Raw genomic sequence first — 25,371 nt, 5'->3', positions numbered from 1 at the left:
TTTCTCTTATGTAAAAAGTATTAAATCATAATGAAATCTGCACATTGAAATTGATTTTTCATCGGGCTACGCTAAAAATCAATCTGTCAGAACCGTTACGTTTCCCGCGAGTCTGTACGAAAACTCCAACAAAAAAATAGCGACACTTCCCGTGATGATTCGGGTCTTTGCCGTAGTTTTGCTGCGCCGTTTATCCGGCCACCAGGTGGATATGCCTTCCGTTTCCGGGAGGATAACCTACATGTGAATTTCATAAGCATAAAAATAATTTATGTTTATGGATTCAGTATATTAGCCAGTCTGGTGGAATAGAGGTTAAAAATGGCAGAACTCACGCAAGGCCGTGTAGACATTATCTCGCGCGAAAATGGCACGCTCATCTCGCAATCTGTTGGCGGTTCATCACAATCCATTAACCTCACCGAGCCCAGCGTCGTGCGCATCAATGGCACGCGCGCCCTGGTGACCCAGTATGAACGTCAGGGCAACGACCTGGTGCTGCACATGCGCGATGGCAGCACCGTTCGCTATCAGAAATTCTTTCTGGACGACGCTGATGGCCAGCACAGCGAGCTGGTGTTCGACGATGGCGTCAATCCGCCGGAACATGCGCTTTTCCCGCAGACTGCCGAGAGCGCTGAACTGGCATCCAGTTCGGTTACGCCTACCTATGAATCCCTGGACAGCGTAGAGCCGCTGCTGCTGGCCGATAACACCAACACTTCGATGGGCGTGATCACGGCGGGCGGTCTCGGTGTGCTGGGCTTAGCCGGACTGGCCGTGGGCTTAGGCGGTGGTGGTGGCGGCGGCGGTGGCGGGGGGAACGGTGGCGGCAGCGATCCCGGAACCCCGGTCACGCCAGGCACCCCCGCCATCACCCTGAACGCCTTTGCCGGCGATGGCGTGCTGGATAACGCCGAGAAAACCAGCGATCAGGTGGTGAGCGGCAGCACCAGCAATGTCGAAGCGGGCCAGATTGTCACCGTGACGCTGGGCGGCCAGACCTACAACACTACCGTCGGGGCGGACGGCAGCTGGAGCGTCACCATTCCGGCCGCCGCGCTGGCGGCCCTCCCGGCGGGCGCCACCACCATCGATGTCAGCGTCACCAACGGCGCGGGCACGACGGCGAATGGCAGCCTGCCCGTCACCGTGGCCGCACCGGATCCCGGCACGCCCGCCACGCCTGGTATCAGCGTCAATCCGTTTGCCGGCGACAATCTGCTGGATAACAACGAGAAAACCTCACCGCAGACCCTCTCCGGCAGCACCAGTAACGTCGAGGCCGGGCAGATCGTGACGGTCACCCTGGGCGGTCAGACCTATAACGCCACCGTGGGCGCAGATGGCAGCTGGAGTGTCTCCATTCCGGCCGCCGCGCTCTCCGCGCTGGCCGCAGGCAGCAGCACCATCAACGTCAGCGTCACCAGCGCCGCCGGCACCACGGCATCCGCCAGTCTGGGCATTCAGGTGCAGGCCCCGGATACCACGCCTGGCGTGCCAGCCCTGACCATCGCGCCGTTTACCGGCGATGACGTGTTGAGCAACGCCGAAAAAACCACGCCGCAGACGCTCTCCGGCAGCACCAGCAACGTCGAGGCCGGACAGATCGTGACGGTCACCCTGGGCGGGCAGAGCTACAGCGGCAGCGTCGCGGCCGACGGCAGCTGGAGCATCACCGTGCCTGCCGATGCGCTGGCGGCACTCGCCTCCGGCACCACCACCGCCACGGCCACCGTCACCAGCCAGGCGGGCACCGTCGCCAGCGGCAGCCTGACCTTTACCGTCGAGGCACCGGTGACGCAGCCGGGCACGCCGGTTATCACCATCGATCAGTTTGCGGGGGATGACATCCTCAGCAACAGCGAGAAAAACAGCGACCAGCTGCTGAGCGGCAGCACCGCCAATGTGGAGGCGGGGCAGGTTGTGACCATCACGCTGGGCGATCAGACCTACAGTGCGGTGGTGGATGCGCAGGGCAACTGGAGCGTCACGCTCTCGTCTGCGGCGCTGAATACGCTGGCCGCCGGATCGCTCGCAATCTCCGCCGTCGTCACTAACCAGGCAGGCGCTCAGGCCAGCGAAAACCGCACCATCAGCGTTGATACGCCGGTGGTGACTGGCCCGCCAGCGATCACGCTGGATGACTTTACCGGCGACAACCAGCTGAGCAATGCCGAGAAGACCACCGACCAGACCGTGACCGGCAGCACCAGCAACGTGGAGCCGGGTCAGCTGGTGACGGTAACCCTGGGCGGACAGACATACAGCGGCACCGTGGACGCGCAGGGCAACTGGAGCGTGACGCTGCCCTCAGCGGCCCTGAGTGCGCTGGCGGCGGGCACGACGACCCTGACGGTGTCGGTCAGCAATGCGGCCGGTGACACCGCGACCAACAGCCTGCCGCTGAATGTCGAGGCCCCGGTCACGCAGGCGGGCGATCCTGTGATCACTATCGGTCAGTTTGCCGGGGATGACATCCTGAGCAATGACGAAAAAGGCACCACCCAGACGCTCTCCGGCACCACCACCAACGTCGAGGCGGGTCAGACGGTGACCGTCACCCTGGGCGGCCAGACTTACCTGGGCACCGTGGATGGCGATGGAAACTGGAGCGTGAGCATCCCGGCCGCCGCGCTGGGGGAGCTGCCTGCAGGTTCCAGCGCGATCGACGTATCGGTCAGCAACGCCGCGGGCGTCATCGCCACCGAAACCCGCGACATTGCGGTGGAGGCTCCGGCCACGCAGCCGGGCGAGCCGGGTCTTATCCTTGATAACTTCGCGGGCGATAACCTGCTGAGCAACGAAGAAAAAGCGGTCGGTCAGCCGGTCAGCGGCACGACCACCAATATTGAACCTGGTCAGATTGTCACGGTCACTCTGGGCGGGCAGACCTACAGCGCCAGCGTACAGAGTGATGGCAGCTGGAGCGTCACGGTGCCTTCAGAGGCTCTCAGCGCGCTGGCGGCAGGCAGCACCACGCTGACCGTTTCGGTCGCGAATGCGGCGGGCGACAGCGTTACCGCCACACTGCCGATCACCGTCGAGGCCCCGGCAACGCAGCCGGGCGCCGCTACCCTCACCATCGACGCCTTTGCCGTGGATGACATCCTCAGCAACAGCGAAAAAGCCAGCGATCAGCTGCTGAGCGGTGGCACGACCAACATCGGCGAAGGCCAGCAGGTCTCCATCACCCTGAACGGAGAACGCTTCACGGCTACGGTTGGCGCGGATGGCCGCTGGAGCGTCACGATCCCGGCCAGCTCGCTGGCGGCGCTGAACGCTGGCAGCGCAACCCTGAGCGCCACGGTCAGCGATCAGAACGGCACGGCGGTCAGCGAAACGCGTGACTTCCTGGTCGAGGCATCCGGCACCGCGCCCGGCGCGCCGACCCTGGTCATCAACGTTTTTGCCGGTGATAACATCCTCAGCAACGATGAGAAGCTGGAGGCGCAGGCAGTCTCCGGCAGCACGACTAACGTCGAGGCGGGCCAGCTTGTCACGGTGACGCTGGGCGGTCAGAGCTACAGCGGCACGGTCAACGCCGACGGCAGCTGGAATATCGCCATCCCGGCGGATGCGCTTGCCGCCCTGGCCGCCGGAACGGCCACTCTGGTGGCCACGGTCAGCAACGCGGCGGGAACCGCCGTCAGCGACAGCCTGCCGATCACCGTTGAGGCGCCGGTGACCCAGCCGGGCGAGCCCGTGATCACCATCAATCCGTTTGCCGGTGATGATGTGCTGAACAACGATGAGAAGAACAGCGAACAGCTGCTCAGCGGCACCACCTCGAATGTCGAGGCTGGTCAGATCGTGACGGTCACGCTGGGCGACCAGACATACAGCGCCACGGTCAACGGGGATGGCAGCTGGAGCCTGAACGTTCCCCCCAGCGCCCTGGCCGCTCTGGCGGCGGGAAGTGTGACCATCAGTGCCAGCGTCACCACCCAGGCCGGGATCGTAGCGAATGAAGATCGGGCGATTGTGGTAGAGACCCCGTCACAACCGGGCACACCGGCGATCGCGATCGCCATCTTTGCCGGTGATGACCTGCTCGATAACAGCGAGAAAGCGCTGGATCAGACCCTCTCCGGCAGCACCAGCAATGTGGAGGCGGGCCAGACGGTCCTGATAACGCTCGGCGGCCAGAACTACAGCAGCACGGTCAATGCCGACGGTAGCTGGAGCGTGTCGATTCCGTCTGCGGCACTCAGCGCCCTGGCGGCGGGGAGCGCCACCATCGCGGTCAGCGTTTCGACGGCGGCGGGGCTTCAGGCGACCAACAGCCGCGACATCAATGTGGAGCCCGCGCCAGGACAGCCGGGTGTTATCACGATCACCGAACCTGTCAGCCTGGATGGCTTCCTCAACCTGCAGGAGCTGAGCAGCGACTTGGTTATCAACGGCTCTGCGGTGGGTGTCAATCCGGGACAGGCGGTGCTGGTTGATTTCAACAACAGCACCTACAGCGCGGTGGTGAACAGCAACGGGTTCTGGAGCATCACCGTACCGGCGGGCGATCTTGCGGGGATCACCGACGGCATCAAACTGATTTCGGCGACGACCACCGACGCCACCGGCGCGCTGCTGACTGACGCCGCCCAGCTGAACGTGGTGGTGAACACGCTGCCACAGATTACGCTGGCAGAGAGCGCGATCAGCGATGGCGTTCTCAGTCAGCTGGAGGCGGGCAGCGATCTGCTGATCGGCGGCAGCACCGGGAAAGCCGTGGCGGGCCAGCGGGTCGAGCTGCAGCTTAACGGCAGAACCTACAGCACCACCGTCAACGATGACGGAAGCTGGAGCCTGTCGCTGCCAGCGGGCGATCTGGCTCTGCTGCCGCAGGGTGCCAACAGCCTGACGGTCACGGCGATCGATGAGGCGGGCAACCGCGTGGACGAGACGCTGAACTTCAGCGTCAATACGCTGCCGCCGGTTCTGATTGTGGGGGAGATCGCGGGCGGCGATGGCATCCTCAACAGCCTTGAAGTGGCGGCAGGCGTGCCGGTCAGCGGTTCAGGTGCCCGGCCGGGCGAGGTCGTTTCTGTTTCGCTGAACAACCAGACCTACACTGCTACCGTGGATGGGGAAGGCAGCTGGCGTGTGGATCTGCCTGCGAGCGCGCTGCAGGCGCTGGCCGATGGCAGCAGCTATCCGCTGACCATAACGCTGACCGACGCCAGCGGTAACACGGCTTCGCAGACCGAAACCCTGACGGTCAGCACGCAGCTTCCGGTGGCCACCGTCAATGCGCCGGGCGGCGATGGTGTCCTGACAAACAGTGAACTGACGGTGCCCCTGCAGATCAGCGGCACCGGTCAGCCAGGCGACAGCGTGTCGGTGACGCTCAATAACAAAACCTACAGCGCCCTGGTTGGCGATGACGGCAACTGGAGTGCCGCCGTACCGGTAGCCGATCTGACTGTGCTGCCGAATCAGACCCTGCCGGTGACGGTCACGGTGACCGATCCGGCCGGGAACAGCAGCACCCGGAGCACCGCGCTGCGGGTGTCGACGGCGCTGCCGTCGCTGACGCTGAACGATCCTGCTCCGGATGGGGTGATTAACGTCGAAGATGCCCGGCAGCCGCTGATCGTCAGCGGAACCGGCGATGAAGGCGATATCGTTCGCGTCACCCTGAACAACCTGACCTATTCCGCTGTTGTGGCGCAGGATGGCAGCTGGAGCGTGACCGTTCCGGCCGCCGACCTGACCCGTGTGCCTGACGGCACGCAGCTGATATCGGTCGTAGCGACAGACGCCGATGGCAACAGCACCCAGACCGGCAGTTCGCTGATCTTTGCGACCACACCGCCGCTGCTGGAGCTCGCTACGCCAGCCAGCGATGGCTATATCAATATTGTGGAACATACTCAGGATCTGGTGCTTGACGGACGTGGCGGCGCGCAGGGCAACCTGGTCAGCGTGACGTTCAACGGTGAAACCTACACGGCGACCGTGGGCACTGATGGCCTCTGGAGCGTGACGGTGCCTGCCGCGATCGTCAGCCAGCTGGGCGATGCGAACTATCCGATTAACGTGGTGCTCAGCGACGCCTATGGCAACAGCAGCACGCTGAGCTCCGGCGTCACTGTGCTGGCGGAGAACCCGCCGGTGCTGACCATCAATGCCGTCACCGGCGATAACCAGGTCGACAGCGCCGAACAGCTGACGGACATTCTGGTAACGGGCAGTGTCACCAATGTTCCGGCAGGCCAGCCGGTGCTGCTGACCATTAACGGTCAGTCTTACGATGGCGTCGTCCGGGCTGACGGCAGCTGGCTTGTCACGCTGCCCGCCGGATCGCTGGGCGCGGCGGGGGATAAACCCTTTACCGTGGCGATTTCGGACCTGGCCGGTAACCCGGCGCAGCCTTCCGGCGGACAGCTCACCGTCGTCACCTCTGCGGAACCGCTGCTCTCGATTGCGCCAGTCAGCGATGATGGCACGCTGAATGCGCTGGAAGCGGAGAGTGATCTTATCCTTAGCGGTGCATCGGCGAACCTGCCCGCAGGCAGCCCGATTAGCGTGACTCTGGTGCCGGGCGGCACCCTCTATACCACCCTGACTGATGAAAACGGTGGCTGGACGCTGAGCATACCGGCCGCCGATCTGGCGAATCTGCCGCAGGGCACGCTCACCGTCACCGCGTCGTCAGGTGGGGTGCAGGCCAGTCAGCCCCTGCTGGTGGCGACCACACCGCCAGGCGAACCGCAGGTGAATACGCCTTTTACCGATGGCATTCTCGATACGGCGGAAGCCAGCGTGGCGCAGACGCTGACCGGCTCGGTCGAACCGGGGCAGGCGGTCAGCGTGACCCTGGGCGGTATCAGTTATCCGGCCACGGTTGAGGCGAACGGCAACTGGAGCGTGACGCTGCCGCCGTCCGTACTTCAGGCGCTGGCGCAGGGCAGCAACCCGATTACCGTGACGGTCACGGATGTCGCGGGCAACAGCAACAGCATCAGCGTACCGCTGACGGTCGATACCGGACTGCCGGTGCTGACCGTCGATCCGATTGCCACCGATGGCATCATCAGCGCGGCGGAAGCGGCAGCCGATCTGACCATCAGCGGATCCGTGACGCCAGGCAGCAGCGTCAGCCTGACGCTGAACGGGGAGTCCTATGACGCGGTGGTGGACGCTGCTGGTCGCTGGACCGCCACGCTGCCCTCTGCCGACCTGCAGTCGCTGAACGATGGACGTTACGATCTTAACGTGACCGTGACCACGGCGAACGGCAATGTGGCTACCACGCCGTTCCCGGTGACCGTCGACACCGCCGCCCCGGACTTCAGCCTGAATACGCCTGCCGGGGATGGCATCCTGAATAACGCCGAGCAGGCGGCCGGCTTCAGCTTCAGCGGGTCGGGAAGCGCGGGCGACCGCGTCAGCGTGACGCTGAATGGCGTGACCTACACCGGCACGGTTGACGAGGCGGGTAACTGGTCACTGCCGGTGCCGCCTGCGGCGCTTGCCGGACTGACCAATGGCAGCAGCTATCCGGTGGTGGTGACCGTGACCGATGCCATCGGGAACAGCAACAGCCAGAACAGCGTGCTGACGGTAGACACCACGCTGCCGCCGCTGGCCGTCGCCCCGATCGGCGGGGACAATGCCCTGAACAGCAGCGAAGTCCTGCAACCGCTGCAGGTAAGCGGCAGCGGTCAGAATGGCGACATTGTCACCGTTCAGTTTAATGACCAGCTCTACAGCACCACCGTCGGTGTCAACGGTCAGTGGACGCTGCAGATTGCGCCTGAGGCGCTGGCTGCGCTGCCGCCGGGCACGCTTCCGGTTACCGTTACCGAAACCGGCACGAACGGCAACCAGAGCAGCCAGGTAGTGAATCTGAACGTTGCCACTGCGCCGGAGATCCAGCCGGTGCTGAGTGTCGACAGCAGCACCTTTGCCGGCGACGGCATCGTCACGGCGGCCGAGCAGCTGCAGCCGATTACGGTCAGCGGCAGCAGCAGTAACGTCGAGCCGGGGCAGCAGGTCATCCTCTCCCTGAATGGCACCGACTACAGCGGGGTCGTCGGGGCCAGCGGCAACTGGCGTATTATTCTGCCTGCGGGTGCGCTGGCGGAGCTGGGTGAGGGCAGTCAGAGCCTGAGCGTCAGCGTGATCAACGCCGTGGGGAACAGCACCAGCAGCCAGCTTGATTTCACGGTCGACACTACCCTGCCGTCGCTGGCGCTGGCGCCGATCAGCGGCGACAACTACCTCAGCGCGCTGGAGCGGGGTGAGCCTGTCGCGGTCAGCGGCAGCACCAGCGGCCTGCCTGCGGGCACGCTAATCACCGTGGTCGCCAGCGGCGCCACGGCCAGCACGACGGTAAATGCCGATGGCAGCTGGAGCCTGACGCTGCCGCCGGAGACCTTCAGCACGGCGGCCGATGGCCCGCAGACGATCTCCGCGACCGCCAGCGACGTTAACGGAGTGACGCTGGCAACCGGCGACGCCACCCTGACCGTGGTGGCCAGCGCCCTGCCGGTCGCCACACCGGGCGTGGCCTTTACGGATGGCATTCTCAACGCTGAGGAAGCCGCTGCCGGTGGCGCGATCACCGGCAACACCGGCGTGACGGGCGACGGCCAGACCGTCAGCATCACCCTGGGCGGGATCAGCTACAGCGGCACGGTCGATGCCGCAGGCAACTGGCAGGTGGCGCTTCCGCCACAGGCGCTGGCTGCGCTGCCCCAGGGCAGCACCCCTTACACCGTGGAAGTCAGCGATGTCGCGGGCAACAGCAGTCAGGCCGGGGGGACGCTGCAGGTCGATACGCTGCCGCCGGCGCTGAACTTTATCACCCCGTCCGATGGCATCATCAACGCGGTGGAGAGTCAGCAGCCGCTGACGCTGAGCGGCAGCAGCGACGGCAATGCGCTGATCGTGGCCAGCTTCAATGGCACCACCCTGAGCACCACCGCTGACATCAACGGCAACTGGTCGCTGGCGCTGCCCGCCACTGTTTACAGCGGGCTGGGCAACGGCAGCTATCCGCTGACGGTCACCGCCACCGATGAAGCCGGAAACAGCACCACCAGCAGCCGGGATCTGACGCTGAAAGTGGAGGCGGGCACGCTGCCCACCCTGACGCTGGATGCCTTTGCCGGTGACAACGTGGTGGATGGCGCGGAACGCCTGACCGATCAGCGTCTGACCGGCACCACCACCAACGTCGAAGCGGGCCAGCTGGTCACGCTGGCGTTCGACGGTACGGTTTACAGCGGCGTCGTGCAGGCCAGCGGGGCATGGAGCCTGATCGTGCCAGCCGGTGCGCTGGCCGCCCTTGCCGATGGCAGCGCCACCTTCACCGTGGCCGTCAGCGATGCGGCGGGCAACACCACCACCCGTGATCTGACCTTCGACGTCAACAGCAACGCCTCTGGCCTGTCGCTTGACGCCATCAGCGGTGACAACTACCTGAATGCGCTGGAGCTGGGTCAGCCGCTGATCGTCACCGGCAGCGCCGTCAACGTGCCGCAGGGCGATCTGGTTACGCTGCTGTTCAACAGTGTCAGCTACACCGCCCAGGTGTCGGCCGACGGCCGCTGGAGCGTTATCGTTCCGGCTGAGGCGCTGACGGCGCTGGCTGACGGCCCTTACACGCTGACGGTCACGGCGACGGACAGCGGGGGGGCGGCCCTGAGCAGCGAAGCCTCGCTCAGCGTGCTGACCACGCCGCCGGCACCCCAGATTGTGTCGGCCTTCGGTGACGGCACGCTCAACAGCAGCGAGATCGCCACCGCCCAGACGCTGAGCGGCACCACGGGCACCACAGGCGACGGTCAGACGGTCAGCGTGCTGCTGAATGGCCTCACCTACACCGGCACGGTCGACAGCAACGGCAACTGGCAGGTCAGCGTGCCCGCCACGGCGCTGGCCGATCTGCCGGAAGCGGTGGTGGACTACACCGTGACGGTTCAGGATGCCGCCGGGAACAGCGGCAGCAGCCAGGGCAGCGTGACGGTCGATCTGACGCCACCGACCCTGACCCTGAATGCCGTCGCGGATGACAACATCGTCAATATCGCTGAAAGCCTTGCCCCGATTGAACTGAGTGGCAGCAGCAGTGCGGAGGCCGGACAGCGGGTCACCGTGACCCTGAATAATCAGATTTGGACCACCACCGTGGGCCAGGATGGCGACTGGAGCCTGACGCTGCCTGCCGGGGCGCTGGCGGGCATTCCGGCCGGGGCCTATATCCTGACGGTAACGGTCAGTGATGCGGCAGGCAATCCGGTGACTGAAACGCGCGAGATCAGCGTGGCGACCGGCGACCTCGCGATCAGCCTTAACACCCCGTTTGGCGACGGCTATCTCAACCTGGCCGAATCGGCGCTCAGCCAGACGCTGAGCGGCACCACCGGCGTAGCGGGCAGCGGCCAGTCGGTAACGGTAACGCTGGGCGGAAATGATTACTCTGCGACTGTGGATGCGCAGGGCAACTGGACACTGACCTTAACGCCGGAACAGCTGCAGTTACTGGCCCCGGGCGTCAATGATCTGGTGGTCACGGCCAGCGATGCCGCCGGTAACAGCGGGTCGCTGACCCGCGCGGTGACGGTGGATCTGACGCCACCGGCGCTGACCCTGAATCCGATCGGCGGTGACAACATCATCAACTCACTGGAGGTGCTGGAACCCGTCACCATCAGCGGCAGCGCGTCGGTCGGGGATGCCGGACAGACCGTGACCGTCAGCTTCCAGAATGTGGATTACACCACCCTGGTACTCTCTGACGGCAGCTGGCAGGTCACGCTGCCCGCCAGCGTCCTTCAGGGGCTGGCAGACGGCAACTATCCGGTTGAGGTGACGCTGACGGATGCGGCGGGCAACCCGACCACGGTGCCGCAGACCCTGACGCTTGCTGCGGACAGCGCGAATCTGCCTGCCCTGACCATCGATCCCATCAGTGGCGATAACTTCCTGAATCAGGCCGAAGCGCAGCAGGATCTGGCTATCAGCGGCGGCAGCACCAACCTGGCGACAGGCCAGCTGGTGACGGTTACGCTGAACGGGATCCAGTACAGCGGCACGGTCGACGGAGAGGGACTCTGGACGGTGACCGTTCCTGCCGCCGATCTCGCTAATCTGCCGGATGGCGACCAGCTGCTGGTGGTGGTCTCCGCCGATGCATCGGGCAATCCGGCCAGCAGCAGCGCCTCGCTGGTCGTGCTGGCCAGTGATCAGGTTCAGCCGACGCTGACGCTCGATGTGGTGGCCGGGGATGATGTGATCAATGCGATTGAGGCCGCCGCGGATGTGGTGGTCAGCGGCGCCAGTACCCGGCTGGCCGCCGGCACGCAGGTCACGGTATCGTTTAACGGCAATTATTACACCACCACACTCGACGCTGACGGCAACTGGAGCGTAACGGTGCCGTCCGGCGCCTTTACCGGCCTGGCGTCCGGCAGCACGCAAACCTTTACCGTCACGGCCAGCGACGCGGCCGGTAATCCGGCCACCGTCAGCCAGGAGGTCAGCTTCATTACCACCCCACCTGCACTGACCGGCATCACGGTCAGCGCAGGTGATATCCTGGACGTGGCGGAATCGCTCCAGGATCTCACCATCGGGGGCACCACCACTGGTGGCCTGCCGGTCACGGTGACGCTCAATAACGTCAGCTACACCACCACGGCCGCGGAGGACGGCAGCTGGTCGGTCACGATACCCACCGCCGATCTGCAGCAGCTGGCGGATGGCACGAACGGCATCAGCGTGTCGGTCACCGACGCCGCGGGCAATGTCACGACGAACAGCGATCTGTCGATCGACGTGGCGATTAATGCGCCGCCCGCCCTGACCCTGCAGACGCCGTTTGGCGATGCGCTGGTCAGTGACGCCGATATTGCAGGGTCGCTGACGCTGAGTGGCGGCAGCACCAACCTGGCGGAAGGCACCGTACTGAGCATCACTGTCGGTTCGCAGCCGTTCAGCACCACTACCGATGCCAGCGGCAACTGGACGCTTACGCTGGATCCGGACGCGCTGGACGCGCTGGTCGATGGGGTGACGCAGGTGGTGGTCACCGCCACAGATGCGGCCGGCAATCCGGCGCAGGTAACCGCAGACGTGGAGGTCCTGAGGACACCTCCGGTTTCCGCCGTTTTCACCGATATTCTGTTTGGTGACAACATCATCAACATTACGGAAGCGGGTGTGGTTCAGCAGGTCACCGGCACCTCAACGGTGGTGGCCGGTCAGACCCTGAGCGTCACGGTGGGCGATCAGAACATCCCGCTGGCAGTCACGGTTGACGCCAGCGGGAACTGGAGCGCCAGCCTGACGCCGGAGGTGATCGCCAGCCTGGGCGCCGGTGTGCACACGCTGACCCTGGTGACGACCGACCGCGCAGGCAACACCAGCCAGCTGAGCAAAACCTTCACCTCGGCACTGACGCCACTGGCGGAGCCGACGCTGGATACGCCCTTCACCGATGGCCGTATCAATGCCGCAGAGGCGGCCGAGGGCGGTTTCCTGACCGGGGCCGTGAACAGTCAGGATGCCGAGAGCGTGACGGTGACCATCAATGGCACGCGCTATGACGCGGAACTGAGTGCAGACAGGACGCGCTGGACGCTCGACCTCTCTCCGGCCCTGCTGCAGAGCCTGCCGGACGGTAACTGGCCGGTCAGCGTGACGGTCACCTCCGCCAGTGGCAACAGCGCCAGCATCAACGGCACGGTGCTGGTGGCCATCAACACGCTGCCGGATGTCACACTGAATCTGCCGTTTGGCGACGGGGCGCTCAACGTGGCCGAGGCGCTCAATCCGCAGGTTCTGACGGGATCCACCGGTATTACCGGTGCCGGACAGACGGTGGCGGTGCTGATCTCAGGTTTCAACGACAATGAGCCACTGGCCGCCACGGTGCAGAACGATGGCAGCTGGTCGCTGACGCTCTCGCCAGATCAGTTAGCGACCTTTACCACCGGCAGCCACACCATCACCGTGACCGCAACAGACATCGCCGGTAACAGCGACAGCACCGCGCTGAACGTGGTGACGGCGGTTACCCTGCCGGTACCGACCTTTAGTCCGGACACCTTTGGCGGCGATAACCAGCTGAACATCAGCGAAGCCGCGGCCGGGGTCACTCTGACCGGTACTACCGGCAGCACCGGGGCAAATCAGGCGGTCAGCATTACCGTTGACCTCAACGGCAGCCGCTATTCCGGTACGGTGGATACGGACGGCAACTGGACGGTGGACATTCCGGCCAATGCCCTGAATTCGCTGACGAATGGCGCGCAGACGCTGACGGTTAACGTCGTGGATGCGGCGGGCAACAGCGCATCAGCGCAGCTGCCGTTCTTCGCCAGCTTCATCGCACCGAAACCGGTGGTCAGCCCGGATTTCCTGGGCAGCTATGTGAATGCTGATGAGGCTGCCGCCGGGATTAACCTGAGCGGCACGACCGGCAAGGCGGAGCCGAATCAGCGCGTCGAGCTGACGCTGGGGGGCGAACGCTACACCACCACGGCCGATAGCAGCGGTAACTGGGCGGTGCCGCTGACAGCGGACCAGCTTTCGGCGCTGACGGATGGCACCTATCCGGTCACCATCACGGTCACCGATGGCGCGGGTAACAGCGCGACGATTAACAGCTCGCTGGTGCTCGACACCACGCCGCCGGTGCTCAGCATCACGGACTTTACCGGCGACAACGTGCTGAATTACGGCGAGAGCATTCAGCCGCAGCTGCTCAGCGGCACGGCGACTGGTGCCGAACCGGGAACTGTGGTGACGGTTTCGCTGAATGACACGCTGCTTGGCACCGCGATTGTGGCGGCCAACGGCAGCTGGAGCGTGACGCTGACGCCAGAGCAGATGGCGACCTTTGGCACTGCCACAACCCTGAATCTGACGGTGACCGATCTGGCCGGCAATACCGGCACGGGCTCGGTCAGCCTGGCGGTCGATCTGACGCCTCCGCCAGGGCCGCTGGTGACGCTGGGCACCGTCTCGGGTGACAACATTATCAGCACCCAGGATCTGGCGGGCGGGGTGGTCGTGAGCGGCACCTCATCCGGGCTGGGTGCCGGTGGCGTGGTCACGGTGGTGATCGCGGGGCTGGATTACAGCACCACGCTGGATGCGCAGGGCAACTGGTCAACGGCGGCCCTGCCGGTCAGCGCGTTTGGGGAGGCGGACGGCAGCGTGACGATCACGGTGAATGCCACTGACGGCACCACGCCGGTCAGCACCAGCGGAGATATTCTGATCGACCTGACGCCACCGGCGCTGTTTATCAATAACTTTGCCGACGATAACCAGGTGAACAGCAGTGAAAGCGGTGTCAGCCAGGTCATCAGCGGCACCACCGACGCCAGCGAAGCGGGCCGCCAGGTCACCGTCACCTTCGATAATCAGACCTACAGCGCCGTTGTGCAGAGCGACGGCAGCTGGTCCACCACCGTACCCGCCAGCGCCATGCAGGCGCTGACCGACGGCTCGACGCTGGTGATCACCGCGCAGCTCACCGATCTGGCGGGCAACGTGGGCACAGCCAGCCAGCCGGTCACGGTGAATACCTCTGCGCCGCTGGTGCAGGTGGATGCATTCCTGGGCGACAACCTGATCAACGCCGCTGACCTGGTGACCAGTCAGGTGCTGACCGGCAGTGCGCAGGGGGCCGAGGGCCAGACGATCGCTCTCTACCTGGGCGATGCGGCGCCTCTCGCCACCGCGACCGTCGGTGCGGATGGACGCTGGAGCCTTAACCTGACGCCGGAGGTGCTGGCGGGCCTGACGGAAGGTGTGCTGGTGTTTGGCGTGCGGGTCAGTGACGGCGCCGGAAACCAGACAGACGCCACGCTGACGGTCAACAAAGTGGTCAACAGCGCGCTGACGCTGGTGGTCGATTCGGTGTTTGGCGACGGCACGCTCAGCGCGCTGGACGCCACCGTGGCGCAGACGATTTCCGGGGTGGCGACCTCGGCGGGCGTGGGCGCGACCGTGTCGGTGCTGCTGGGCGGAACCACGCTCTCCGCCAGCGTAGGTCAGGATGGAAAATGGGCCATCGTGGTGCCGCCGTCGGTGCTGGGTCTGTTGGGCGATGGCAATCTGGCGTTTAACGTGACCCTGACGGATAGCGCGGGCAACACCCGTACCGTGGGGGAATCCGTGACGTCGATTGTCAATGCGGTGCCGGTGGTGGGTGAGCTTACCGGGCTGTTTGGCGGCGATAACCTGCTGAACATCGCGGAAGCCGCGGCCGGGCAGCTGGTCGGCGGCGTGATCCAGAATGCGGCGGCCGGTTCGCAGGTCACGGTTACCTTTGGCAGCAAGAGCTACACCACCACGGTGCAGGCGGGCGGGGCCTGGAGCGTAAACCTGCCGGCCAGCGATCTGACCGCACTGCTCGATGGCAACCTGACGCTGGGCGTCAGCGTCCGGGATGCGGCCGGCAACGTGGCCTCCGGCAGCACAACCATCGGTGTCTTTACCCAGGCGCCGTCGGTTTCGCTGACGTCGCTGTTTGGTGATGGCGTGCTGAACCTGGCCGATATCGCCACCAGCCAGGTGATCAGCGGCGTGGTGACCAACGTTGCCCAGGGCGCCACGGTGACGCTCACGGTCGGCAACAGCCAGGTCACCGCGACGGTGGGTGCGGGCGGGGCGTTCAGTGCCACGGTCACGCCGGATATTCTGGGCACGCTGGCGCAGGGCAACCTGACCGTCGGCGCGTCGGTGACGGACGCGGCGGGCAACACCGCGTCCACCAGCGCCGGGTTCCGGGTCGATACGCTGCTGCCGACCATCACCATTAATCCGCTGTTTGGCGACGGTCTGCTGAATGTGGCAGACGCGCTGCTCGCGCAGACGGTGGGTGGAGTAATTGGCGGCGCGGAAGCGGGATCGCGCGTGGTGGTTTCTGTCGGCGCGCAGCAGTTTGTCACGTCGACCGATGTGAACGGCAACTTCAATGTTCCGCTGTCGCCAGCCCTGCTGCAGGGGCTGGCGGATGGCACGCTGACGGTCGGCGTCAGCGTAACCGACAGCGCCGGTAACACCAGCAGCGCGAATGCCACCGCCCTGGTCGGCATCCACACTCTGCCAAAAGTCACGCTGAATCCGCTATTCGGGGATGGCGTGCTGAACCTGGCGGAATCGCTGGTGACGCAGACCATCAGCGGCACCGTTTCCGGGGTCGCAGCAGGCAGCCGCGTCACGCTGGCGATTGGCAATACCACCGCCACGGCGCTGGTCAACGCAGACGGCAGCTTCTCAACGACGGTGTCGCCAGCGGTGCTCTCGACGCTGCTGAACGGTAACTTCACCGTCAGCGCGTCGGTGACCGACCTGGTCGGCAACGTCAGCAGCACCAGCGCGGGCGTTTCGCTGGGGCTGGTTCAGCCCACGCTCTCCGTCAATACGGTGTTTGGCGATGGCGTGCTGAGCGCGGCGGATCTGGCCTCTAACCAGACGCTGAGCGGCACCTCCAGCCTCTCTGCAGGCTCTGTGGTCAGCGCCACGCTGAATGGCCTGACCTACACCACCAAAGTGGTCAGCGGCGGAAACTGGAGCATCAGCGTACCGAAGGCGGATCTGACGGCGATCACCGATGGCACGAAGACCGTCACGGTGACCGGTACGGACGCCTACGGCAACGTGGTCAACAGCAGCGGTACACTCAGCGTCATCAGTCAGTCGACGCCGGTGGTCGCCATTACCTCACTGTTTGGCGACAGTGCCCTGAGCGCCGTGGATGTGAAAACGGCCCAGACCATCAGCGGCACCGCCAGCAACGCCGAGGGATCGGTGGTGCGGGTGACGCTGGGCGGCCAGACCTACAGCACCACGGTCAGCAGCAACGGCAACTGGAGCCTCTCCGTGCCGGCGGCTAACCTCGCCGCCATCGCGGATGGCCTGCAGACCGTGACCGCCAGCGTGGTCAACGGCGCAGGCAGCACCGGTACAGTGTCGTCGTCGCTGGCGGTGGTGAGCCACACGCTGCCGACGGTGAGCGTGAACAGCTTCTTTGGCGGCGATGGTTACCTCAACATCGCGGAAGCAAACAGCGGTGAAATCATCCGGGGAAGCAGCACCAACGCGGTGGGCGGCAGGGTCACGGTTAACGTGGCGGGTGCGGTTCTCACCACCACGGTCGGGGCGGATGGCACATGGAGCGTCAGCGTGCCGTCAGCGACGCTGAAAGGGATCGCGGACGGCAGTCATCCGCTGACCGTGACGGTGGCGGATATCGGTGGCAACACCGCGACCAGCAACAGCACCTTTACCGCGCTGTCGCATAACCAGCCGCTGGTCGGGGTCGATCCGGTGCTCAGCCTGGTCGGTTCTGCGCTCTATGGCCTGGTGGTGCAGGGCGGTTCGCTGAATGCGGCCCAGGGCTCGAAAGTCAGTGTGACGCTGCTGCTCTCCAACGGCAGTAACGGACCAACGCTGACGACCACGACCGATGCGCTGGGACGTTACGCCGTTAACTTCTCACCGTCGCTGCTGTCGGTTGGCGGTCTGCTGCTGTCGCTGAATACCCTGGCCAAAGTCTCGATTGTCGATGCGGCCGGAAACAGCTACACCACCACCAACACCCTGATCCTGGGCTCGCTGCTGCCGGTGACGCTGGCGGCAACCGAGTCGGTTGCCCTGTTCTCGGTGGTGGATGACAGCGCCACGCTCGCCAGTGTCGGCTCTGAGACGCAGCACACGGCCAGCACCAGCGGCGAGGAGAGCAGCGCCACGGTGGCGGTAGCCTCCACGCTGGTCACGGAGGCGGATAGCGTGACGCCGGTCAGCAGCAGCGAAACCGCTCCGGTCAGTGAGACCGTGGCGGCAGTGGCCGCAGACCCGGCCCCGGCAGAGGAGGTGGGCTACACCATCGGCGGCGTGGTGATCACGCTGGCAGATGGCAGCACGGCAGAAGGCGCCTCGGTGGTCGGCAGCAGCGGTGCGGATATCGTGACGGTCAGCGACCTGAACTTTACCCACATCGACGGCGGTGCAGGCACCGATACCCTGGTGCTTAACGGTGAGAATCTCACGCTGGATCTCACCGCGCTGGGCCTGAAGGTCGAACACATTGAGGTACTCGACCTGGGCAGAACCGGCACCAACGCCGTGAAGCTCGATCTCAATGAGGCACTCAACATCACGGATAAACAGAGTGACGATCTGCTGATCAAAGGGGCGGATGGCAGCCAGGTGACGCTGGCGAACAGCAACGGCGGGATCTGGGAAGTCAGCGGCGAGCGCACGGTGGAGGGCAGAGTCTTTGAGATCTACCACAACTCGGCACTGAGCAGCGATAACACGCTGGGGGATGTGCTGGTGCAGCAGAATCTGCAGGTTCACGTCGTGTAACGACCCCGAACGCTGACAGAGTAAGGGACGAAGCGGGTGCGAAAGCACCCGCTTTTTTGCGTGTCTTCATCCCGGCACTTTCCAGACTATCGCCACTATCCATCAACAGCCTGAAAGTTTAGGGTAAGCGCAGCAAACGGCATCGCACCAGGGGGCCCGTTCCGGCGCTCTGTATCAGCGGCCCGCGCTGACAGGTCAGACGGTTCCGGAAGCGTGACAGAGGGTGCTGTTGCCTGTTTCAGGTGGCTGATTCAGAACGGCGTCACGCGATCACTACAGACCCGCTTAAACAGCGGCTGACGCCGTCTGCGGCACGCCCGGGATCAGGCGCGAATACATTAATAAAATCACTGCCTGCTGCGCCGTACTGTTCACTCAGCCTGGCGGCATGTGAGGCTGGCAGGTGGCTATTTTTCAGCCATCCGGCAGAAATATCAAAGATTTCATCTGTTTTTAGCAGGAATCTGCGCGTGAAATGATCTAATAATGTTAAAGGTCGTGAAGCGTCTGGCTTGCGACCCATAAATAAAATATTGAAAAAGTACCATCAGCTTCTGAGCAGCACCCCTTTTGCACGCTTTGTTCACCGGGAAAAACACCATGATGATAAGAACCCCTGTTGGTATGGATAATGAACAAAGCGCGATTAACTTTTTTGCTCTACGCCCTGAGTGGTGTTGTCACTCCTGCGGCACTGGCCGCACCCTTACCTAAAGCCGAATTTAACTGGCGTGCCGCCCCCAGCGAAGAGCAGGTTGCCAGCTTAACGCTGCGTGACGCCATTCTCCGTGCCTTCGCCCGCAATCCGAAAATCTCGGAAGCGGCGGCACAGATTCATGTGGGGCAGGGCGATCTGGATGCCGCCCGCAGCGCCTGGTATCCGCAGATTGCCCTGCAGGGCGCGGCGGGGCGCTCTCATCAGACCGACTCCGCTGGCAGCCTGAACAACAACGGTTCGGGCGGGATTACGCTCAGCCAGCTTCTCTATGACTTTGGTCGCACCGGCAGTGCCATCGATGAGCAGCATGCGCTGTCGGATGCCTATCGCTATGGGTTGTTCGACTCGATGACGACCGTGGCAGAAGATACCCTGCAGGCCTACCTCGAAGTTAAACGCTATCAGGCGCTGGCCGACACGGCGCGCACCAATATCGCCTCGCTGCAGCGGGTACGCGATATTGCAAAACTGCGCGCTGATGCCGGGCTCAATTCGCAGTCAGATGTGCTGCAGGCGGAAACCCGCATCGCCGCTATGCAGGCAACGGTGGAGCAGTATCGCGCGCAGCTTCGTTCCGCTACCGCGCAGCTGACCGTGCTGACCGGCGTCGTCCCCGCCACGCTGCCTGAACTGCCTCAGGCGCTGCTGAAACAGCAGATCACCCTCGACCGGATCGCCTACGAAAGCAGCGCGGCGGTGCGCAGCGCCCAGGCGAAGCAGGAGGCGGCCCGTGAGCGGGTGCGTCAGGCCGAATCGGGCCACTGGCCGACCATCAAAGTGCAGGCGGGGCGAACCCGTTATGAAAACGATCGCCAATCCTACTGGGACGATGAAGTGCAGCTGCAGGTGGAAGCCCCGCTTTATCAGGGCGGCCTGGTCAATGCCAGAACCCAGTCAGCCGAGGGGGATCGTGAGGCGGCTCAGGCCGCGGTTCAGCAGGCCAAGCTCGCCATCAATCAGAACGCCTCGACGGCCTATGCTGACATGATCGGCGCACAGCAGCGACAGGCGGCCGGGGAAGTACAGCTCGCCAGCGCCGACCATACCCGCAATGTCTACGCCGATGAGTATCGCCTGAGTAAGCGCAGCCTCAACGATCTGCTCAGCGTAGAACAGGATGTCTTTCAGGCTGACAGCTCACGCATTACCGCGCTCTACGATGGCTGGGATGCGACCGTGCGTTATGCCGCCGCCGTAGACAATCTGCTCGACATCATGGGCATCGATCGCCAGCAAAGCAGCGGCGATCTCCTTCCTTCGCTGCAATAGGGATAAGGCATTAATCATGAGTATGAATACGGACAACTGGATCGCCGCCATGCTGCGTGTGGCCGCGCGATTCGGCAAGCCTGCCGAGGGTAAAACCCTGCGTCAGCAGATGCGCTGGTTCGAACATCTGCCGGTGGCACAGCAGCTCGAACGGCTCTCCGGGCTACTGGGGCTGCATCTGACCATGGTGCCGCAGGATTCGCTGCGCTGGCGCCAGGAGATCACGCCGGTGGTGCTGGTGCTGGAGAATGCCAGCGTGGCGGTGCTGGAGGAAATTGATGCCGATGAGAGTGCGCGTTACTGGCTCAGTGAAGGCGGCGATGTGGTGCGTGAGAGCCCCCTGTCAGAACTGCTGGCACGCGCCAGAGGTGATGTCGGTGTCGTGGGCGTGGCCGCGCGTGGCCGGGATGCGCGCATCGACGAGTTCATTCAGCCCTATGAACCGCACTGGTTCTGGAAAAATTTTCGCGGCATGGGACGGCGCATCACCGAGATCTCGCTGGCTTCGGTGGTCAGCAACGTGCTGGCGCTGGCCGGGATCCTCTTTTCGATGCAGGTCTATGACCGGGTGATCCCGGCCCAGTCGGAATCCACGTTATGGGTGCTGTTTGTCGGGGTGCTGATCGCGGCGGCCATTGAATATCTTATCCGGCTGATGCGAACCCAGGTCTCCGACCTGATGGGGAAACGCATCGACCTGAAAGTCTCGTCTATGCTGTTTGCCCGGGCGATGAGCATCCGCAATGAGGCGCGACCAAAATCGACTGGCTCCTTTATCTCGCAGCTGCGTGAGATTGACCAGGTGCGAGAGCTGCTGACCTCGACTACGGTCGGGGCGGCGGCCGACCTGCCGTTTGTGATCCTGTTCCTGTTTATCATGTCGTTTGTGGGCGGCTGGCTGGTGTTGATCCCGCTGGCGGCGATCCCACTGATCGTCATTCCCGGCCTGCTGGTGCAGATCCCGATGGCGCGGCTGGCGAAAGAGGGGTTGCGGGAAGGGGCACTGCGCAATGCGGTGCTGGTGGAAACCATCGAAGGCATTGAGGATATCAAGGCGCTGCAGGCAGAACCCTACTTCCAGCGTCAGTGGGAGCAGACGCACGAAGTCAGTGCCTCAATCAGTAATCAGCAGCGGCTCTGGGGCGCGCGTCTCACCGGCTGGGCCTCAACCGTACAGCAGCTGACCTACGCAGGAATGCTGGTGTTTGGTGTCTATCTGGTGCTCGACTCGCAGATTACCACCGGGACGCTGGTCGCCTGTAGCCTGCTCTCCTCGCGCACCATCGCGCCGCTGATGCAGCTCACCATGGTCTTCTCGCGCTGGCAGCACGCCAAAATGGCGATGAAAGGGCTCGATGAGCTGCTGAAAAAGCCGCTCGATCAGCCGGACACGGCGACCCTGGCCCACTGTCCGACGCTCACCGGCCAGTACGATCTGCGCAATGTGCATTACAGCTATGACGAGGAGAACGAAAAGAATGTGCTGAATGTGCAGCAGCTGCAGATTAAGCCCGGCGAGAAGATCGCCATTCTGGGCAAGGTCGGGGCGGGCAAATCGACGCTGCTGAAAATTCTGGCCGGTCAGGCGCTGGCGACCCAGGGCAAAGTGATTGTCGATGGCGTGGACATTGAGCGTATCGACCCCATCGATTTACGCCGTCAGCTTGGCTGGCTCTCGCACGACTCCCGCCTCTTCTTTGGCACGCTGCGGCAGAATCTGATGCTCGGCAATCCTCATGCCAGCGAGCAGGAGATGCTGCAGGCGCTGCGCATCAGCGGCGCGCTGTCGCTGATCCAGCAGGATGCGGCCAGCCTGGATCGGATTATCAATGAAGGCGGGCGCGGCCTCTCGGGCGGTCAGCGGCAGATGGTGATGCTGAGCAGGATGATCCTGCGTCAGCCGCAGGTGGTGCTGCTTGATGAGCCCACTGCGGCGATGGATGAGCAGCTTGAGGAGCATGTGATCCGTCAGCTGCAGGGCTGGATCAGCGGCCGGACCCTGCTGCTGGTCACGCACCGTCCGGCGCTGCTGAAGATGGTCGATCGTATTGTGGTGATGGATAACGGCCGGATCGTGGCCGATGGCCCGCGCGACGAGATCCTGCGCCGCGCGACGGTGCCGGCGACCTCGCCATCAACGAATAAAGGAGAGGGCGTATGAGTCTGGTTATCGTGGATAAAGATCTTGCCCGTCATGAACGCCGCACCTCGGCGATTATCTGGCTCTGCACCGCCGCGCTGGCGGTTTTCCTGATCTGGGCACACTTCGCGATACTCGATGAGGTCACGGTCGGCAGTGGCAAAGTTACGCCCTCCAGTCGCGCACAGGTGATCGACAGCCTGGATGGCGGCATCGTCAAACAGCTCAACGTGCACGAAGGTGACATTGTTGAGAAAGGGCAGGTGCTGGCAACGCTTGACCCGACCCGCTTTCAGTCAAACTTCGGTGAGGCGCAGGCTAAAGTGCGCACGCTGCGCGCCTCCTCGGAGCGACTGGAGGCGGAACTGGCGGGCACGCCGCTGACCTTCAGCGCCGAAACGCTGAAGGAGCCGCAGCTGGTGCAGCGTGAACGCCAGCTCTATGAGTCACGGCGTCGCAACCTTACGGAAACCATCAGCAACCTGCAGCAGTCGCTGCGGCTGGTCCAGGATGAGCTGCGGCTTACAGAACCGCTGGTGGCTAAGGGCGCGGCAGGGCAGGTAGAGGTGATCCGTCTGCGTCGTCAGGTCAGCGATCTGCGCGGCAAAATCGATGAGGCGCGCAACGACTATCTGGTGCGCGCCCATGAAGAGCAGGTAAAAAACAATGCGGAGCTGGATGCGCAGTTGCAGGTTGCCGCCGGTAAAGAGGATCAGCTGACACGCGCCACGCTCTACTCGCCCGTTCGCGGTATCGTAAAAGATATTCAGGTGACGACGGTGGGGGGCGTTCTGGAACCGGGCGGCAAACTCATGGAGATCGTGCCGCTGGAGGATCAACTGCTGATCGAGACGCGCATCAACCCGCGCGATATCGCCTTTATCCGGCCGGGCCTGGCGGCGATTGTCAAAGTGACCGCCTATGACTCTTCTATCTATGGCGACCTGCCCGGCGAGGTGGAAACGGTCTCGCCAGATACCCTGCAGGATGAGGTGAAACGTGACCAGTACTACTATCGCGTCTACGTCCGCACGCAGAAAGCGGAGCTGACCAACCGTGCAGGCCGAAAATTCCCGATTGTGCCCGGCATGGTGGCCAACGTGGAGATTAAAACCGGACAGAAATCCGTCATGGATTATCTGATTAAGCCACTGAATAAAGTCAAAGAATCGCTGCGTGAGCGCTGATCATCCGGCGCACCCGAAATCGCCGCCTGCTTAATTACGCAGGGAAATTAACATGGCGGATATTTCACCACCACGCGACCCGACAGCGCCGGAATTTATCAATCTGTGCGGAAAGAAGGTGGGGTTATTTTAATCCGGTGAAGAAAGTTGACAGAGATATAGCGAAACGGCGGAGAGCAGGCAAAAAAAAGCCGGACGAATAGTCCGGCGGGAAATATTAAGTTATACATCTCATTCGGGGAGAATGAAGGTAATAATGGAATAAATGATGATAGCGGGGGCTATTCTATTCCCGGATGAGACATAAGTTTTATCATTCAGTGCTTCGGAATGGTCTGATGTAACCCCTTGATAATCATAATTGCGGATCCGGATTAACGATTCGTGCGCCATTTTTTATCGATCTGTGCTGATGATAAGTTCCCCGAAAATTACATCCTGAAATAACTGTTTCGCATTATGAAACAGTTTTGGAAATTTCGTAGCATTTTCCTGGTGGATTATTACCCGCTATAAAACAACAATGGCCTGCCGGCTGAATTTTTAAGCGTTCAGCTCGCAGTGGCAAATAATAAAAGGCACATAACAGAGGGTAATAAAATGAAACGTCGCGTTCTCTCCCTGATGATCCCTGTATTGCTGGTGGCAGCAGGATCAGCAAACGCAGCTGAAATTTATAATAAAGATGGCAATAAACTGGACCTGTTCGGGAAGGTAGATGGCCTGCACTACTTCTCTGACAACAGCAGCGCCGATGGCGACCAGTCCTACGTGCGCTTTGGCTTTAAAGGCGAAACCGAAGTCAGCGATCAGCTGACCGGCTATGGCCAGTGGGAATACCAGGCGGCTCTGAACAACTCTGAAGATGAAGGCACCGCCAACAGCTTCACCCGTGTCGGCTTTGCCGGGGTGAAATTTGGTGATGCAGGCTCGTTCGACTACGGTCGTAATTACGGCGTAGCCTATGATATCGGCGCATGGACCGACGTGCTGCCTGAGTTCGGCGGCGACACCTATGGCGCGGATAACTTCATGTATCAGCGCGGTAACGGCATGGCGACCTACCGCAACAACAACTTCTTCGGCCTGGTGGATGGCTGGAACTTTGCCGTGCAGTATCAGGGCAAAAATGGCAACAGCAGCGAGTCACCGAACGGTCGTGACGTGCTGGGGCAGAATGGCGACGGCTGGGGCCTGAGCACCACTTATGATCTGGGTTCAGGCTTTGGCATTGGTGCGGCGACCTTCCAGTCCGACCGTACCAACGACCAGAACAGCGCCACCTCCGGCATCCTGGGCCGTGGCGACAAAGCCCAGGTCTACACTGGCGGTCTGAAATATGATGCGAACAACGTCTACCTGGCGGCGATGTACTCACGCTCACTCAACGCAACCCGCTTCGGCGACAGCAGCAACTCCTCAGCCTTTGGTTACGCGGATAAAGCGGATAACTGGGAAGTGGTGGCACAGTATCAGTTCGACTTCGGCCTGCGTCCGTCTCTGGCCTATGTCACTCAGCGTGGCACCGACGTTCAGAACTGGGGCAAACAGAATCTGAAAAAATATATCGACGTTGGCGCGACCTACTACTTCAACAAAAACATGTCTACCTACGTGGACTACCAGATCAACCTGCTGGACGACAACGCGTTCACCGACGCCGCCGGTATCAATACCGACGACGTAGTGGCGCTGGGCCTGGTTTACCAGTTCTGAGTTGT

General features: G+C 62.9%; 5 protein-coding genes. All 5 read left to right on the top strand.

Features of this window, described 5'->3' with window-relative positions:
* The first annotated feature begins 321 nt into the window (after positions 1-321).
* Complete coding sequence (locus ACR6AS_RS08710; RefSeq protein WP_434161767.1) at positions 322-18,336, top strand: Ig-like domain-containing protein; 18,015 nt, start codon at positions 322-324, stop codon at positions 18,334-18,336.
* Positions 18,337-18,967: 631 nt separating this feature from the next.
* A complete protein-coding gene (locus tag ACR6AS_RS08705) occupies positions 18,968-20,323 on the top strand; it encodes a TolC family outer membrane protein (RefSeq protein ID WP_111138720.1) in 1,356 nt (451 codons plus the stop codon).
* A gap of 16 nt (positions 20,324-20,339) precedes the next feature.
* Positions 20,340-22,484, top strand: a complete 2,145-nt coding sequence (locus ACR6AS_RS08700) for a type I secretion system permease/ATPase (RefSeq protein WP_111138721.1) — start codon at positions 20,340-20,342, stop codon at positions 22,482-22,484.
* Positions 22,481-23,650, top strand: a complete 1,170-nt coding sequence (locus ACR6AS_RS08695) for a beta-barrel domain-containing protein (RefSeq protein ID WP_111138722.1) — start codon at positions 22,481-22,483, stop codon at positions 23,648-23,650. Before ACR6AS_RS08700 ends, ACR6AS_RS08695 begins: the two co-directional genes overlap by 4 nt.
* A gap of 600 nt (positions 23,651-24,250) precedes the next feature.
* A complete protein-coding gene (gene ompC / locus ACR6AS_RS08690) occupies positions 24,251-25,366 on the top strand; it encodes a porin OmpC (RefSeq protein WP_111138723.1) in 1,116 nt (371 codons plus the stop codon).
* Positions 25,367-25,371 lie beyond the last annotated feature (5 nt).

This window comes from Pantoea phosphatilytica (genome assembly GCF_051025615.1).
Taxonomy (GTDB): Bacteria; Pseudomonadota; Gammaproteobacteria; order Enterobacterales; family Enterobacteriaceae; genus Pantoea.
Note: the sequence above shows the minus strand (reverse complement) of the source record. Positions and strands in the feature narration are given on the sequence as shown.

Excerpts from the sequence above, each read along its gene's own strand:
- ACR6AS_RS08710 (WP_434161767.1), top strand. The coding sequence starts at position 322 with ATGGCAGAACTCACGCAAGGCCGTGTAGACATTATCTCGCGCGAAAAT.
- ACR6AS_RS08695 (WP_111138722.1), top strand. The coding sequence starts at position 22,481 with ATGAGTCTGGTTATCGTGGATAAAGATCTTGCCCGTCATGAACGCCGC.
- ompC (WP_111138723.1), top strand. The coding sequence starts at position 24,251 with ATGAAACGTCGCGTTCTCTCCCTGATGATCCCTGTATTGCTGGTGGCA.
- ACR6AS_RS08705 (WP_111138720.1), top strand. The coding sequence starts at position 18,968 with ATGAACAAAGCGCGATTAACTTTTTTGCTCTACGCCCTGAGTGGTGTT.
- ACR6AS_RS08700 (WP_111138721.1), top strand. The coding sequence starts at position 20,340 with ATGAGTATGAATACGGACAACTGGATCGCCGCCATGCTGCGTGTGGCC.